Annotated in this window: 7 protein-coding genes; 6 read left to right on the top strand and 1 reads right to left on the bottom strand. The window is 63.6% G+C overall.

All coding sequences use genetic code 11. The features are described 5' to 3' along the window. Positions 1-299: 299 nt before the first annotated feature. Positions 300-4,121 (top strand): alpha-amylase family glycosyl hydrolase, encoded by a 3,822-nt coding sequence (locus tag C4S68_RS11360; protein ID WP_103933160.1) that lies wholly within the window; start codon positions 300-302, stop codon positions 4,119-4,121. A gap of 75 nt (positions 4,122-4,196) precedes the next feature. Here C4S68_RS11360 and C4S68_RS11355 read toward each other — a convergent pair whose 3' ends face one another. Continuing rightward, entirely contained in the window at positions 4,197-5,201 is a 1,005-nt protein-coding gene (locus tag C4S68_RS11355; protein WP_235011530.1) for a LacI family DNA-binding transcriptional regulator, read from the bottom strand. Between the two features lie 365 nt (positions 5,202-5,566). Between C4S68_RS11355 and C4S68_RS11350 the strand changes: the two genes are divergently transcribed. The 5 genes from C4S68_RS11350 to purF all read left to right on the top strand — a co-directional run bounded on the left by C4S68_RS11350 (position 5,567) and on the right by purF (position 15,726). Next, on the top strand, positions 5,567-9,130 hold the full coding sequence (locus C4S68_RS11350) for a TonB-dependent receptor (RefSeq protein ID WP_103933158.1): 3,564 nt from the start codon (positions 5,567-5,569) through the stop codon (positions 9,128-9,130). A gap of 153 nt (positions 9,131-9,283) precedes the next feature. Then, positions 9,284-10,810 carry a GH39 family glycosyl hydrolase gene (locus C4S68_RS11345; RefSeq protein ID WP_103933157.1) on the top strand — a complete coding sequence of 509 codons (1,527 nt, stop codon included), beginning with the start codon at positions 9,284-9,286 and terminating at the stop codon, positions 10,808-10,810. Positions 10,811-10,925: 115 nt separating this feature from the next. Then, entirely contained in the window at positions 10,926-12,503 is a 1,578-nt protein-coding gene (locus C4S68_RS11340; RefSeq protein ID WP_103933156.1) for a GH39 family glycosyl hydrolase, read from the top strand. 152 nt (positions 12,504-12,655) lie between these two features. Further along, positions 12,656-13,942, top strand: coding sequence for a glucoamylase family protein (locus tag C4S68_RS11335; RefSeq protein WP_235011529.1), 1,287 nt, complete (start codon positions 12,656-12,658; stop codon positions 13,940-13,942). A 269-nt stretch (positions 13,943-14,211) separates the two neighbouring features. Beyond that, complete coding sequence (purF, locus tag C4S68_RS11330; protein ID WP_103933154.1) at positions 14,212-15,726, top strand: amidophosphoribosyltransferase; 1,515 nt, start codon at positions 14,212-14,214, stop codon at positions 15,724-15,726. Positions 15,727-15,787: the final 61 nt, after the last annotated feature.

Genomic DNA, 15,787 nt, shown 5'->3' with positions numbered 1-15,787 from the left:
CGTAGTGAACGGGGCTGGCGCCTGCCGCGGTTGGATCGGCCGCTACGATGAAGACCCGGAGAATCCGGGTGGTCACGGTTGAACGCGGATTGTGCATCTATCATCCAAGGCAACAGGGGAACCCGGGCTCCACGCGTTTCGGGCTCTCCCGGTGGTGTGGTCACTTTCGCCTTTCGCAAGTTTGTCTTCCGGTCAGGACGCCGGCGCCGCATCGCAGTATCCTTGCACCGCAGCCCGCGCACTCTTCTTCGCGGCTCAAACGCCGCCGTACCGCCGCTCAATCGAAACAAGAGGCCAGCATGGAATTTCACATCGCACGCTCGATCCGCGATCAGCTTCAGCTCGACGACCTGCTCTTCAGCTACACCGGGAACATCGTGTTCGCCAACGTTGCGGCCAGCCGCAAGCTCGCCCAGCAGCTCAACGAGGTGCGAAACCCGGCGAATGACCCCGACAAGATGGTGCACGCCGGGGCGCTGTTCGCGATGGGCCTCATCGACGAGCTGAACCATGCGCTGGTGGCGAAGTACCGCAAGGAGGTCGACCCCGCTGTGCTGAGCGAGGCGATGACCTTCTTCGCGAAGACGCTGGGCACGACCCTGGGCAGCGCCGAGGCCGGGCAGAAGGAGCTCGACCGGCTCCTGCTGATCTTCACCGAGCAGTTCCCCAACGTCGCGGTCTATCGCAAGCACCTGACCGCCACCGAGTGGCTGAAGGGCACCACCGAAGGCATGCCCAACCGCGAGGCGGCCTTCGAAGAGCTGCTGATGCTGTGGCTAGCCAACGCGAACCCGGCGTTCAAACCCTTCCGCGAGCTCTTCAACGATGAGCAGCTGAAGGAAGCCACGAAGTACAAGGAAGTGACGGCGGCGCTGCCGGAGTACTTCGTGACGCGCCCCAAGCTGGAGGAAGCCACGCTGCTGGAGACCCTGTGCGCTCCGTTCCTGCAGTCGCCGGACTCGCTCACCGGCCAGCTGGACTTCATCCGCGAGCGCTGGTCGAAGGTGCTGGGAGCGGACCTGAAGCGCGTGCTGCTGGCCATCGACACGCTGCGCGAGGAGGACCTCGCGATCTGGTCCCTCTTCCATCCGCCGGCGCCGGACTGGTACCGCCATGGGCCTCCAGGGCGTGGCGACGAAGGCTTCGTCGGCGACGAGTACGTCGGCTTCGACGACGAGATGTGGACGACCGACGCGCAGGGCAACCGCGTGCGCCGCTACGCCGCCGACTACCAGGCGCCGCTGAACGAGTACGAGGCCTTTAGCGCCGACCAGGCGTGGATGCCCAACGTCGTGCTGCTGGCCAAGAGCACCTACGTGTGGCTGGAGCAGCTCTCCAAGAAGTACGGCCGCCATATCCACCGGCTCGACCAGATCCCGGAGGAGGAAGTTCGCCTGATGGCGGACCGTGGCATCACCGGGCTGTGGCTGATCGGCCTGTGGGAGCGGTCCATTGCCTCGCGGACGATCAAGCGCCTGCGCGGGCATCATGATGCCGTCGCCAGTGCCTACTCGCTGAAGGAGTACCGCATCGCCGAGGACCTGGGCGGCAACCACGCGTATGAGCACCTGCGCGATCAGGCGGCGCGCTTCGGCGTGCGCCTGGCCAGCGACATGGTGCCGAACCACATGGGCATCGATTCGCCATGGGTGATCGACAATCCCGATGCGTTCGTCTATCGCTGGGAGAGCCCCTTCCCCAGCTACTCCTTCAAAGGTCCTGACCTCTCTACGGACTCGCGCGTCGAGATCAAGATCGAGGACCACTATTACGATCAGACCGACGCGGCGGTCGTCTTCCGCGTGCGCCATCACAACAACGGCGCGACCCGCTACATGTACCACGGCAACGATGGCACGACCTTCGCGTGGAACGATACCGCGCAGCTCGACTACTCGAAGGCCGCGGTGCGCGAGCATGTGATCCAGACGATCCTGTATGTCGCGCGGCTGTTTCCGATCATCCGCTTCGACGCCGCGATGGTGCTGGCCAAGCGCCACGTGCAGCGGCTGTGGTTCCCTCTTCCGGGTGCGGGCGGATCGATCCCTTCGCGCGCCGAGAATGCCATGTCGCAGGAGGAGTTCGACGCGCTGATGCCGCATGAGTTCTGGCGCGAGGTGGTGGATCGCGTCGCGGCCGAAGTGCCCGGCACGCTGCTGCTGGCCGAGGCCTTCTGGCTGCTCGAAGGCTACTTCGTCCGCACGCTGGGCATGCACCGCGTCTACAACTCGGCCTTCATGAACATGCTGCGCGACGAAGAGAACGCCAAGTACCGCAGCTACCTGAAGAAGACGATCGAGTTCGATCCCGACATCCTGAAGCGCTACGTCAACTTCATGTCCAACCCCGATGAACGCACGGCCATCGATCAGTTCGGCACCGGCGACAAGTACTTCGGCGTGCTGACCATGATGGCCACGCTGCCAGGCCTGCCGATGTTCGGCCACGGGCAGATCGAAGGCTACACCGAGCGCTATGGCATGGAGTACAAGACCGCAAAGATGGACGAGCGTCCCAATGAGGGCCTCATCGCGCGGCACATGCACGAGGTGGCTCCGCTGCTGAAGCAGCGCAAGGTCTTCGCGGAGAGCGACCACTTTGTGCTGTACGACTTCTGGACCGGCTATGGCACGGTGAACGAGAACGTCTTCGCGTACTCCAACCGTCGCGATGGACAGCGCGGCCTGATCCTCTACAACAACAGCTACACCGGTACGGACGGCAACATCCACATCTCCGTGGCAGCGATGGACAAGGGCTCCGGCGAGATGCGGCAGCGCTCGCTGGCCGATGGCCTGGGCGTGCCCTACGACGCCGAGCTGATTCTTGGCTACCGCGACACCGCCAGCGGTATGGAGTACCTGCGTCGCGCGTCGGAGATCCACGAGCACGGCCTCGGCTTTGCGCTGCGCGGGTTCCAGTACATCGTGCTGCTGGACTGGCGCGAGCTGCGGTCATCCATTGAAGCTCCATGGGGCCGCCTGTGCGATCAGCTTGCGGGCTCGGGCGTGAGCTCCCTCGACGAAGCGCTGTTCAGCCTGCGGCTGCAGCCGATGCACCTGGCACTGCGCGATGCGTTGGAGGCAGATGCGATCCTTGGACTGGAGCAAGCAGCGCTGGAGGCCAGCGCCCGCGCGACACCGTCGAGCGAAGCGACGCCAGACGCTCCTTCCGCCGCTGATGCCGCCAGCCCGGTCAGCGACGTGACCGATGCAGTAGATAAGACCGAGACGGACGCCAAAGCGATTCAGCCGGCGATGATCGAAAACGATCCTGCTCCAACGGCAGTGCCCGAGGTTGCGGGCGAAGCCTCCGCTACGGCGGCACTTCACGAGCACACATGCGCCGCCGACCTGGGCATCGATGCCCGGGTACAAGCCTTCGCGGCCGCAGCACAGCCGTTCTTCGAGCGGTGGGTGGACTCGCTGCCTGCCTACCATCGCGAGACCGTTCGTGGCATGCGGCCCTCGGCTGCATCTGCCTTTCACGACGCGTGCAGCATGGGGGTGGCGTCGGTCGCGGCTCTGCCCTCGCTGGCCCACAGCTTGTCCTCGGACTGGCCGGCGGTTGTGTCCAGGATGCTGCCGATTGGCGCGAAGAGCATCGCTTCGGAGCGGGCGCTGGCGCCGGCGCTGGCCTTCGCTGTGTTGCGCAGCCTGCCGTGGCCCGCGCATCCGGTGGAGCTGTTCGACCGCCTGAAGCTGCGCGCCGCGCTGGCTGAGGCCTTTGCCGTGCTGGGCTTCGAAGGCAACGACGCGTGGCGGGCGGCTGCCCGGGTTCGCGTCCTGCTGCAACATGCGGGCGAGCGCGATCTGCTCGCCCCGAAGCTTTGGTCCGATCCGGATGTAAGCTGGCTGACCGGGGTGAATGAATCCGGCGGAGCCACGTGGTTCAACAAGGAGTCGTTCGAGGAGATGCTGGTGTGGCTGCAGCTTCCGTCGCTGCTGGAGCTGGTCTCCGGCAAGGCGACGAAGGTGACGCTTGCGGGTGTGGAAGCAGCCGTCTCAGCCGCCTGCAAGGACGCTGCCGAGGCCGGCTACAACCTCGACCGGCTCCTGATGTCAGCCGACGCGACGACGGCGGAGGCCACGGTGATCCCCGCAGTCACGGCGGCCTCCTAACGCTGCGGTCTCCATCCCCACGGAAACTCAACCGGCCTTCTCGTTTTGTCGAAAGGCCGGCTGATTGCTCTTGCGCTACGTCTTTCGCCTGGGAGCTGGCGGGCAGGTCGACTCGCGGACGACAAACTCGGGGTCGATGACCAGCTGCTTCGGCGCAGGGTGTTCCGGCGGCGCAGCGATGCGTTGCACGAGGGTCTCTGCGGCGAGCATGCCCATGGTCTTCAGCGGCTGGCGCACGGTGGTGAGGCCGGGGTTCTGGAAGGCAGCGGACTGCACATCATCGAAGCCGACGACGCTGACGTCCTGCGGCACACGCAGGCCAGCCTCACGCAGCGCGCGGATCGCCCCGATCGCGGAGACGTCGTTGAAGGTGAACAGCGCGGTGAAGCTGGAGCCTGAGGCAAGCAGGCGCTGCGCAGCAAAGTAGCCGGGTTCGTGCGTCGGGGAATCGCCTTCGAGGGACGCCACCAGGAGTGGATCGACCGTGATGCCCGCCCGCGAAGCGGCATGGCGAATGGCCTGCCAGCGCGGTTCCGTATCCGAGCTGAAAGCCTGCCCCTTGATGAACGCGATCTCGCGGTGGCCGAGGCCGGAGAGGTGGTCGATGGCCAGCTCGGCCGCGCGGCGATGGTTAAGCACGATGTTGGTCATGCCCTCCTGCTCGTCCGGGCAGCTGACGGTGATGGTGGGCAGCTCAGTGTGGCGCGCCAGCACCGTGTCGATGGCGACGATGCCATCGACGAAGCGCTCAACGAACATGGTCTGCGCGTTCTCCACGCGCTCCGCCTGGTGATGATGGCTGACGAGATAGAAGACGTACCCGGCCTGCAGCAGCGCCTGCTCGACGCCCGCGAGCACCAGCGTGGCGTAGCCTTCGGAGACCTCGGGGAGCAGGACCCCGACCGTCATGGAGTGGCCGCGACGCAGAGAACGCGCGAGCACGTTGGGGCGGTAATTGAACTGCTTCGCCGCCGCCAGGATGCGATCCTGCGTGGGCTTCGGAATCGACTTGGCCGCCGGCGCGCCGTTGAGCACGCGAGAGACGGCCGCGGCGGATAGCCCCAGATGATCGGCGATCATCTGCAGACTTGCCGGACGCTTGGGCGCCCCGGGTTTCCCAGTTGCTGTCACCTGAGCAGTCTGACACAGCAAACCATTCTTTCGGCTCCCGAACCTGGACGAAGGCATCAGGGCGTGGAGAAATTCGCACCGCCGCGGGCAATCCCCGCATCCACAGTGGGGTACCAGCCAGTTTCGCCAGGTGCCTCCCGGGGTGCCTGCCGTGCAGCATCTTGACATTGGTGTAAGTGAGCGCGTACAACTCGTTTCGGTTTAGGCAAAGGTTTGCCCAAAGGCGGCAACCGGTCTTACCGATCGGCAGCAGAGCGCCCGGCGGCCATGCTCCCCCGCGCCTGCCTTTCAACCGCACAACTCTCGGAGGCAACATGAGAATCACTCGTAGCACGTGGCTGAGCACACCGCTCGGAGCCGCGCTGCTGTTCGGCGCAGCATCGGGCCATGCCCAGTTCCGCACCTCAGTCCAGGGCACGGTTACCGACCCGACGGGCGCCGTTATTCCCGGCGCAACTCTCACCTTGAAGGACAATGCCAACAACCAGACGACCGTTCACCAGAGCGACTCCGGCGGCGTGTTCAACTTCAATGCTCTGCCCGCCGACCACTTCACCCTGACGGTGAAGGCGCCCGGCTTTTCGTCCAAGGTCCTCAGCGATCTGCAGTTCATCCCGGAGCAGGCGAACTCGGTCAACGTTCAGCTCGAGGTTGGAGCGACTGACACCACGGTGACGGTCGATGCTTCGACCACTCCCGCGATGGATACCGAGACCTCCAACATCGGTGGCACGATCAGCGCCAATGACATCCAGCACACGCCTTCGTTCAACCGCGATGTCTTCACGCTGTCGCAGCTGATTCCCGGCGTGATCTCGGATGGTGCGCAGGCCTCCGGCGGCGGTGTCTACAACGCTCCCGGCAATCAGGGTCCTGGCGGCTCCGGCAACGGAGGCGCGGCGCCGACCGAGAACGGTCCGCAGGTACAGGCCAACGGCGGCCAGTACGGCTCCAACAGCATCTCGCTGGACGGCATCAGCACAGTGAGCGCGGTGTGGGGTGGCACAACGATCATCACCCCGACCGAAGAGTCCATCGACAACGTCCGCATCGTGTCCAACGACTACGACGCGGAGAACGGCCGCTTTTCCGGCGCACAGACGATGGTGACCACGAAGTCCGGCACCAACCAACTGCACGGCAGCGCCTTCCTCTCGATCCACCGGCCGGGACTGAACTCCTACCAGCGCCCGCTGTACTACGCGGCAGGCAATGTGTCGGGTGCAGCCCCCGGAACCACCGCGAATACGCCGTTACGCGACAACGCGCGCTTCAACCAGTACGGCGGCAGCCTGGGCGGACCCATCTGGAAGGACAAGATGTTCGCCTTCTTCGCCTATGAAGCTTCCCCGAACAGCTCGAACACCACCTCCAACGGTTGGTACGAGACCTCGGCGTTCCGCAGCGCGACGACCCAGGGACCGATTGCCAAGCAATACAACACCTTCGCGGGAGCAGCTCCAATCGGTACGCTGGCAACCTCGACGCAGACCTGCGCTTCTGTCGGTCTTGTCGAGGGAGTCAACTGCCGCACCATCTCCGGACAGGGCCTGGATATCGGCTCGCCCGTCACCACAGGCGTGGGCAAGCAGGATCTTACCTCTGCCGGCACCGCTTCGACCCCTGGCGTAGGCGGCGGACTCGACGGCGTGGCCGATGTGGCGTACTACACCACCTCGGTTCCGACGACCTCCTACTATCGCCAGTACGCTGGTCGTTTCGACTGGGATGCCACCACGCGTGACCGTCTGTCGTTCACCATTTACTGGGTTCCGCAGGGAAACAGCAGCTACAACGGCGGCGCCCGCGGTTACGACAAGTTCAACCACAACCAGATCAACGAAGCGATGGCTGTGATCTGGAACCATACCTTCTCGCCTACGTTCCTCAACGAGGCTCGCGCCAACGCCGCAGGCTGGCGCTGGAACGAGATCACCGATAATCCACAGGAGCCGGTCGGCTTCCCACAGGACAACATCACCTTCTTCGCTCCGAGCGCGTCACTGAACCAGTTCGGCACGTCGCTGGGCAGCGATCTCAACCAGTGGACGTATACCTACAAGGACACGGCCACGAAGATCGCCGGCCGCCACACGGTGAAGTTCGGTGGCGAGCTGACTGCGCTCCATTACCTGAACAACCCCATCGGGCGCCCAACCTACGGCTTCTACAACATCTGGGACTTCCTGAACGACGCTCCTTACCAGGAGTCGGGCAGCTTCAACTCCGTCACCGGCAAGCCGGGCGGTGTCCGTACGGACGACCGCGAGTACCTCTTCGGCGCATTCATTCAGGACAGCTACAAGGTAAAGCCGAACCTGACGTTCAATGTTGGCGTCCGTTACAGCTACCTTGGCCCGCTGTACGCCAAGCAGAACAACCTGCCGCACGTGGTGCTGGGTACGGGCTCCACGACGTACACGGGCATGTCCATCGCGCAGGGCGGCAACCTGTGGAACGCGCAGAAGGGTAACTTCGGTCCCCAGGTCGGCTTCAACTGGGCTCCGGGCGTCTTCCAGAACAAGCTCGTCGTTCGTGGCGGCTATGGTCTGAGCTTCAACCAGGAAGAGATCGCGATCACAGCGAACTCGGGCTACAACCCTCCCACGGCAAACTACGTGAGCTATGCGTTTGCAAGCCCGTCGAACCCCGGCACGAACGGCGGCGCAATCGTCTACGGCATCAGCTCCAGCGCCAACTCGCTGAACGGCTACGCTTCCAATCCCAATACGATCACGAGCTATAACTCGGCCAACCTGCCCACGGCCGGCAACGCGAACATCATCATCATCGGCGATGGTCACGGCAACCTGCCCACCAGCTACACCGAGCACTACTCGCTGAACACGGACTATGAGCTGAACCGTGAACTGGTGCTCTCGGCGGCCTTCCAGGGCAGCCAGGGACGTCACCTGATCAACCACGAGACGCCGAACGCGCCCGCAGTGGTGAACGGATACACCCTCAATCCGCTCGTCACCAGTGGCGACGACTGGACCAACGAGGGAATGAGCAACAACAACGCCCTGCTGCTCGAAGCCAAGCACCCGCTGGTGCATCACCTGTCCCTTGATGCCCAGTTCATGTGGGCCAAGAGCATGGACACCGACGGTTCGGGACCCTACTACGAGGACCCGTACTTCCCGGAGAACGCCCTCTACTCCTACGGCCGCTCGGACTACAACGTCGGCAAGAGCTTCAAGGCCTTCGGCCTGTGGCAGCCGGTCATCTGGCACGGCAGCCATGAGTGGATGGAGAAGGTCGTCGGCGGCTGGTCGCTGAGCGGCATCTTCAACTGGCATACCGGCTTCCCGTACTCGCCCAACTACGGCATCAGCCAGTCGCTCTACTGCTCGCAGTGCGGTTACTACAATCTGCGTCCGTACTACAACGGCGCTGGCGGCAAGGACCATAGCAACAAGGCCTTCGTCAACGGAAGCAACTTTGCGGGCATCACCGGCACGCAGAACCAGACCACCGCAACGGTGAACGGTTCGGCCAACACGGTGACCTCGTACTCGAACAAGTTCTTCAGCGTGCCGAACTACCAGGCAGCGATGCAAGCAACCAGCGGTACAGGCTTCCCGAACCCCAACCAGGCACTTCCTCCGCGTCCCGGCCTGGGTCGCAATGCCTTCACCGGTCCGGGTTATCACGATGTGGATGCTTCGCTCGCGAAAAACTTCGGCATCCCGAATAACCGCATCACCGGCGAGCATGCTGGACTGGAGATTCGCGCTGACGCGTTCAACCTGTTCAACATTGCCAACCTGAATCCGCAGAGCGTAGCGAGCAACATTACGGCAGCCAACTTTGGCCAGGACACCGGCGAACTCGGTGGCCGCACCATCACGCTGCAGGCGCGCTTCAGCTTCTAACCTCAACCGGCAACCCGGAGAGGGTGCGACACGAAACTGTGGCGCACCCTCTTCTGCTTCACCCGTCATCTCCGCGTGTGACCGCTCCGCGCCCCGCTCGCCTGTCGAGCCACCCAAGCTTAGGAACACCCGATCAGAAAGTCCGCTCGACCCATGACAACGCTGCTACGCCCGCTCGCCGCCGCCCTGCTCGCCATGCCCGCCACCTTCGCGCTGGCGACGCCCGCCATGGCTGATGCCCAGCAGACCATCGTCATCGATACCAAAGCTCCCGCCCATGCCTTCCCGCACCTCTGGGAGCTGGGCTTTGGCTCAGGCCGCGCGGCGCTGGCGCTGCGGCAGAGCTACCGCGACGACCTCGAAGCCGTGCACGCGATCACCGGCTTCCAGTACGTACGCTTCCACGCCATCCTTCACGATGAGCTCGGCGTCTACAACGAAGACGAGCACGGCAACGCCATCCACAACTTCACCTACGTCGATCAGATCTACGATGGCCTGCTGGCCCGCGGCGTCAAGCCCATCGTCGAGATCAGCTTCATGCCGAAGAAGCTCGCCTTCAATCCCGATGCGCTGCATCCCTTCTGGTACAAGCAGAACGTCTCGCCGCCCAAGTCGATGGAGAAGTGGGACGCGCTCATCTCCGACCTCACACAGCATCTCGTCGCGCGCTATGGCATCGACGAGGTGAGCACCTGGTACTTCGAGGTCTGGAACGAACCCAACATCGACTTCTGGGGCGGCATTCCTCGCGATGAGAGCTACTACGATCTCTATGCGCACACCGCGCGGGCGATCAAGGGTGTCTCGCCGAGGCTGCGTGTGGGTGGACCTGCGACTGCGGCGGCCGCATGGATTCCCGAGTTCCTCGCCTATACGCACGAGAACAATGTGCCGGTGGACTTCGTCTCCACCCACGGCTACGACGACGAGCCCGTGGACCGTCTCCTCGGAAAAGACCAGCCGTTGCGCGACAAGGACATTCGCGAAGAAGACCGCACCTGTGCCGCCGCCGCTCACGTGCAGCAGCAGATCGAGCACTCTGCCACTCCGAATCTTCCATTGCTGTGGACGGAGTGGAACGTGCCCGGTCGCGATGAGCTGCGCGATACACCGTACGTCGGCCCCGCGTTGGCTGAAGCCATTCGCACCTGCGATGGCCACGTGAAGCTGCTCAGTTACTGGACGTTCTCCGATGTCTTCGAGGAGGGTGGCGTGCCGCTGCATCCGTTCGAAGGCCAGTTCGGCCTGCGCGCCACAGGGGGCATCAACAAGCCGAGCTTCTACGACTACGCTCTGCTGCATGAGCTCGGCGACGAACGCATCGCGAACAAGGCGGAGGATGTCATCGTCACGCGGCGCAGTGACGGCTCTCTTTCGATTGCCGTGTGGAACCTCAACGAGGTGGGCAAGCCTGCTGCAGCGAAGACCGTGCGGCTGCGCTTCACGGGCATCCCGCGCGATGCTGCAGTCTCCATGCAGCTCGTCGACGACACGCACTCCAACACGCGGGCTTTGTATGCTGCCATGGGGAAACCGCAGTACCCTACCCCGGCACAGGTAAAGGAGCTCAACGAGCACTCTGCGCTGGAGCCCGCGCAGACGTTGCACCTCGAAGGCGACACGCTGACATTGAACCTCGGGACCAACGCGCTCGTTCTGCTGCGGATCCAGCGATGACCCGGCCCCTGAGACGCTTCGACAACTGCCGGACGGGTTGGTGCCCGTCCACTTCAAGACCGATGCGCAACGGCACACGCTTCACAATGGCTACAGACCAAGGACACCAAGACCAATGAATCGCTTCTCATTTGCCAGCCTCGCAATCCTCGCCGCTTTCGCGGCTCCGCTTGTCGCGCAGCAGACGCTTACCATCGATGCCAATGCGCCCGCGAAGCCTTTCCCTCACTTCTGGGAGCAGACCTTCGGTTCGGGCCGTGCCGTGCTCTCGCTGCGCGAGGAGTATCGCGACGACCTGCGCGCCGTGCACGCGGCCACGGGCTTTCAGTCGGTGCGCTTCCACGGCATCTTCAACGATGAGGTCGGTCTCTACGATCCTGATCGCCGTGTGATCAACTTCGCCCAGACGCTGGGCCAGGAGGGCGAGGCCGTCGGCAAGAACTCCATCTACAACTTCTCCTACGTCGATCAGATCTACGACGGCCTGCTCGCCAACGGTGTGCGGCCGTACGTCGAGATGAGCTTCATGCCGGCGAAGATGACCTCGGACCCCAAGCAGATCCAGGCCTTCTGGTACAGGCCCAACGTCGCTCCGCCCGCCGACTACGCCAAGTGGGACGCGATGATCCAGGCCTTCGCGAAGCACCTGGTCGAGCGCTACGGCATCGACGAGGTGAGCACCTGGAAGTTCGAGGTGTGGAACGAACCCAACCTCGACTTCTGGATGGGCGCGCCCAAGCAGCCGACGTACTTTGAGCTCTACGACCACACCGCACGCGCGCTGAAGAGCGTCTCGCCGCGCATCCAGGTGGGTGGCCCTGCCACCGCGCAGGCCGCCTGGGTCACGCCGTTCCTCGAGCACATCAAGGAGAGCGGCGCACCTGTAGACTTCGTATCCACACACGTCTACGGCAACGACAGCGCCAAGGATGTCTTCGGCACAACCGAGAACATTCCCCGCGACCAGATGGTCTATCGCTCCGTGAAGAAGGTGCATGACGAAATCGCTGCGTCGGCCTTCCCGAAGCTGCCGCTCATCTTCTCCGAGTACAACGCCAGCTACGCGAACGAGCCCAACATCACCGACTCGCCCTACATGGCGGCGTGGCTCCCCAACACCATCCGCCAGTGCGACGGCCTGATCTCCAACATGGCCATGTGGGACTTCTCCGACGTCTTCGAAGAGCAGGGCGTGGTGCGCACACCGTTCTACGGCGGCTTTGGATTGATGGCTGAGCGCGAGATTCCCAAGGCGATCTTCAACACCTATGTCGCGCTGCACAAGCTGGGCGACCAGCGGATTGCAGTCGACTCGGACTCCGCGCTCGCAACCAAGACCAGCAACGGCCTCGCCATCGCGCTGTGGAACTATGCTCCTCCGACGGGAGAAGGCGCGAACTACACGCCCGAGAACGGTCCTGACGCCAAGCCCGCCGGTCCGGCCAAAGAGTTCACGCTGAAGCTGGAGCATGCAGGGACGAACGTCGAGGTGTTGCGCGTCGATCCCGATCACGGCAACGTGTTGAAGGCCTACGATGCGATGGGACGCCCGGCGTGGCCTTCGCGCGAGCAGATCGCTGAGCTGCGCAAGGCCGGGGCGATGGCTCCGGCCGAGCACATGAAGCTGAAGAACGGCGAGCTGCACCTGAGCGTCCCGGCGCATGGGATGGCCGTGGTGCTGGTGAGCAAGTAAAACTCTTCTCTGGCAGGGGAAACTCTGTATCGAATCACCGAAAGGGATGGGCTGCGGCTCATCCCTTTCCAAGCGACAGAACGAGGAACGATCGGACGATGCACCGCCGTCAAGCACTTCAATTGATAGCCGCCGCCGGAGTGGGCGCTGCCTTGCCTTCTCAGGCCCTGCGCCCGCACACGCATAGCCAGGCACGACTTTCCCCGCAGGACGAGGCCTTTCTCGATGACCTCGAGCGCAGTGGATCGCTCTTCTTCGTGGAGCAGTGCAGCCCAACCAACGGGCAGGTGCTGGATCGCGCGTTGTGGGCCACCGACGGCAAGCTCGACAAGCGGCGCATGACCTCCATCGCGGCGACAGGCTTCGGCCTGAGCGCGCTCTCGATCGCGGACGCGCGCGGGTATCTTCCGCACGCAAAGATCCTCGAACAGGTCCGCCGCACGCTGCGCTTCCACGCCAACGAGCTGCCGCACGAGCATGGCTTCTACTACCACTTCAACGACATCGGCACGGGCGCGCGCTGGAGCGATGTGGAGCTGAGCTCCATCGACACCGCGCTGCTGCTCTGCGGCGTGCTGACGGCTCGCGCACACTTCCACAAGGACACCGAGATCGTCGACCTGGCGACGAAGATCTACAACCGTGTGGACTGGCCGTGGATGCTCAACGGCGGCGACACGTTCTCCATGGGTTGGAAGCCCGCGGAGAAGGGGAAGCCAGCCGGATTCCTGGACGCCCGCTGGGCGCATTATTGCGAGCTGATGATGATCAACCTGCTCGCGCTGGGATCGCCCACGCATCCCGTCGATCCTGCGACGTGGAGCGCCTGGACGCGCCCGCGCATGCACTTCGACGGCTTCGACTACATCAGCTCGAACGACCCCATCTTCGTGCACCAGTACAGCCACGCGTACTTCGACTTCCGGGGCAAGCGCGACGCCTTCACCAACTACTTCGACAACTCCGTGATCGCGACGAAGGCGCACAAGGCGTTCTGCCTCGGCTTGGGCAAGCCGTACACCGACGACTACTGGGGCATCAGCGCCTCGGACTATGAGGGTGGCTACTCCGCGTGGGGCGGTCCGGGATCGCAGAAGCCGGACCCAACGCCCGCGGATATTGCAAAGGGCTTTGGACCGATCGACGGCTCGGTCGTGCCGAACGCGGCGGCAGGCTCGCTGCCGTTCGTCCCCGGCGACTGCCTGCATGTGCTGCGCGCCTTGAAGGACGAACACGGTGCGAAGGCGTGGGGACGCTATGGCTTCTGCGATGCGTTCCATCCGCAGGCGGGGTGGTACGACACAGATGTGCTCGGGATCGACCAGGGAATCAGCCTTCTGATGGCCGAAAACCTGCGGTCGGCGTTTGTGTGGGAGACGTTCGCGAAGAATCCCGAGGTGGGAGTTGCGCTTCGTCGGGCGGGCTTCGCAGCGGTCTAACATACTCATTCCATTGCCCGCCATGAGCCGTAAAGCAGGCTCAGCCGAGCGATGCTTCGCAGCCAAGACAGGCCCAGCGCTATAGATCCGGCTCCTGGAGACCCGATAGTCCCGGCGCGGTGGTGCGCTTCCGTTGCTCGACCGGGAGGACGGCCGTTCACGCCCTGTTATCCTTAGACACGGGCATGAACCTTCTCCCGCACCCCAGCAATCCAATCCAGCGGTGCAATTTCGAGTGCGCGTTACGCGCCCAACCCTGTTGAGGAACTATGTGCGGAATCGTCGGAATCATCGGGAATAGTCCGGTAAGTCACACGCTGTACGAGTCGTTGTCCATGCTGCAACATCGCGGACAGGACGCAGCGGGCATCGCCACCTTCTTCGAGGACAAGTTCTACCTCCACAAGGGGAACGGCCTTCTCACGGACGTCTTCAACGCGGGTAACATGGCCCGGCTGCTGGGGACCTTCGGCATTGGCCACGTGCGCTATCCGACGGCAGGCTGCGCGTCGGTGGCCGAGGCTCAGCCCTTCTACGTGAACTCGCCCTACGGCATCGTCTTCGCCCACAACGGCAACCTGACCAACGTCAGCGACATCGTCGAAGATCTCTTCGTCACCGACATGCGCCACCTCAACACCACCTCCGACAGCGAGGTGATGCTGAACGTCTTTGCACACGCTCTGGTTCGCAGGGGTGCAGTCCACCCTAACGAGTACGACATCTTTGCCGCGGTCGAAGAGGTGCATCGCCGATGTCATGGCGGCTACGCGGTCATCGCGATGGTGGCCGGCGTGGGCATGGTGGCCTTCCGCGACCTCAACGGCATTCGCCCGCTGATCTTCGGTTCGCGCGTGAACAGCAAGGGCGAGACGGAATACATGGTCGCCAGCGAGAGCGTGGCGCTGCAGGTGGCGGGCTTCAAGATCGACCACGATCTCGCACCCGGCGAAACGCTCTTCGTTGCGCTGGACGGCGAAGTGCACCAGCACGTAAGCCTGCTGGCCCGCGACAAAGCTCCGTGCCTCTTCGAGTATGTGTACCTTGCACGTCCCGACAGCGTTCTGGACGGCGCGAGTGTGTACGAGTGCCGCGTGAACATGGGCACCAAGCTGGCCGCGAAGATCAAGCGCGAGTGGGCCGATCTTCCCATCGATGTGGTTGTGCCCATTCCCTCAACCTCGCGCATCGCCGCGCAGGAGATTGCGACCCGGCTCAACAAGCCCTATCGTGATGCGCTGGTGCGCAATCGCTACGTGGGCCGCACCTTCATCATGCCGGGCCAGGCACAGCGCAAGGCTTCCATCCGCCGCAAGCTGAACCCGATCCCACAGGTGTTTGAAGGCAAGAACGTGCTGCTGGTGGATGACTCGATCGTTCGCGGCAACACCATCAAGGAGATCATCGCGATGGTACGCGAGCAGGGCGCGAAGCATGTCTACGTCTGCTCGGCAGCGCCTCCGGTCATCTTCCCCAACGTGTATGGCATCGACATGCCGGCGCGTTCGGAGCTGGCAGCCAACGGCAAGACCGTCGCGGAGCTGGCGAAGGAGATCGACGCGGATCAGCTGATCTTCCAGGATCTCGAAGACCTGAAGGAATCGATCACCGAAGCTTGTCCTGCTCTGACGTACTTCGATACGTCGGTCTTCGACGGCCAGTACGTCACCGGCGACGTGACCCAGGAGTATCTTGCGACGCTGGAGAAGGCACGCAACGACACGGCGAAGCAGTCGATCGAAGTGCAGAACCAGATCGAACGGAACCTCACGGCGCAGGTGTAGCGCAGGCGGGATTCACGCTGCGGGCCATGAACGCTGTTGAGAGTTTGTCATCCTGAGCGAA

It is taken from the genome of Bryocella elongata, assembly GCF_900108185.1.
Taxonomy (GTDB): domain Bacteria; phylum Acidobacteriota; class Terriglobia; order Terriglobales; family Acidobacteriaceae; genus Granulicella; species Granulicella elongata.
This window is presented reverse-complemented; position numbering and strand designations above follow the sequence as displayed.

Bases quoted from the DNA above. Each gene is read 5' to 3' on its own strand.
- C4S68_RS11360 (WP_103933160.1), top strand. From the start codon at position 300: ATGGAATTTCACATCGCACGCTCGATCCGCGATCAGCTTCAGCTCGAC.
- C4S68_RS11355 (WP_235011530.1), bottom strand. From the start codon at position 5,201: ATGATCGCCGATCATCTGGGGCTATCCGCCGCGGCCGTCTCTCGCGTG.
- C4S68_RS11350 (WP_103933158.1), top strand. From the start codon at position 5,567: ATGAGAATCACTCGTAGCACGTGGCTGAGCACACCGCTCGGAGCCGCG.
- C4S68_RS11345 (WP_103933157.1), top strand. From the start codon at position 9,284: ATGACAACGCTGCTACGCCCGCTCGCCGCCGCCCTGCTCGCCATGCCC.
- C4S68_RS11340 (WP_103933156.1), top strand. From the start codon at position 10,926: ATGAATCGCTTCTCATTTGCCAGCCTCGCAATCCTCGCCGCTTTCGCG.
- purF (WP_103933154.1), top strand. From the start codon at position 14,212: ATGTGCGGAATCGTCGGAATCATCGGGAATAGTCCGGTAAGTCACACG.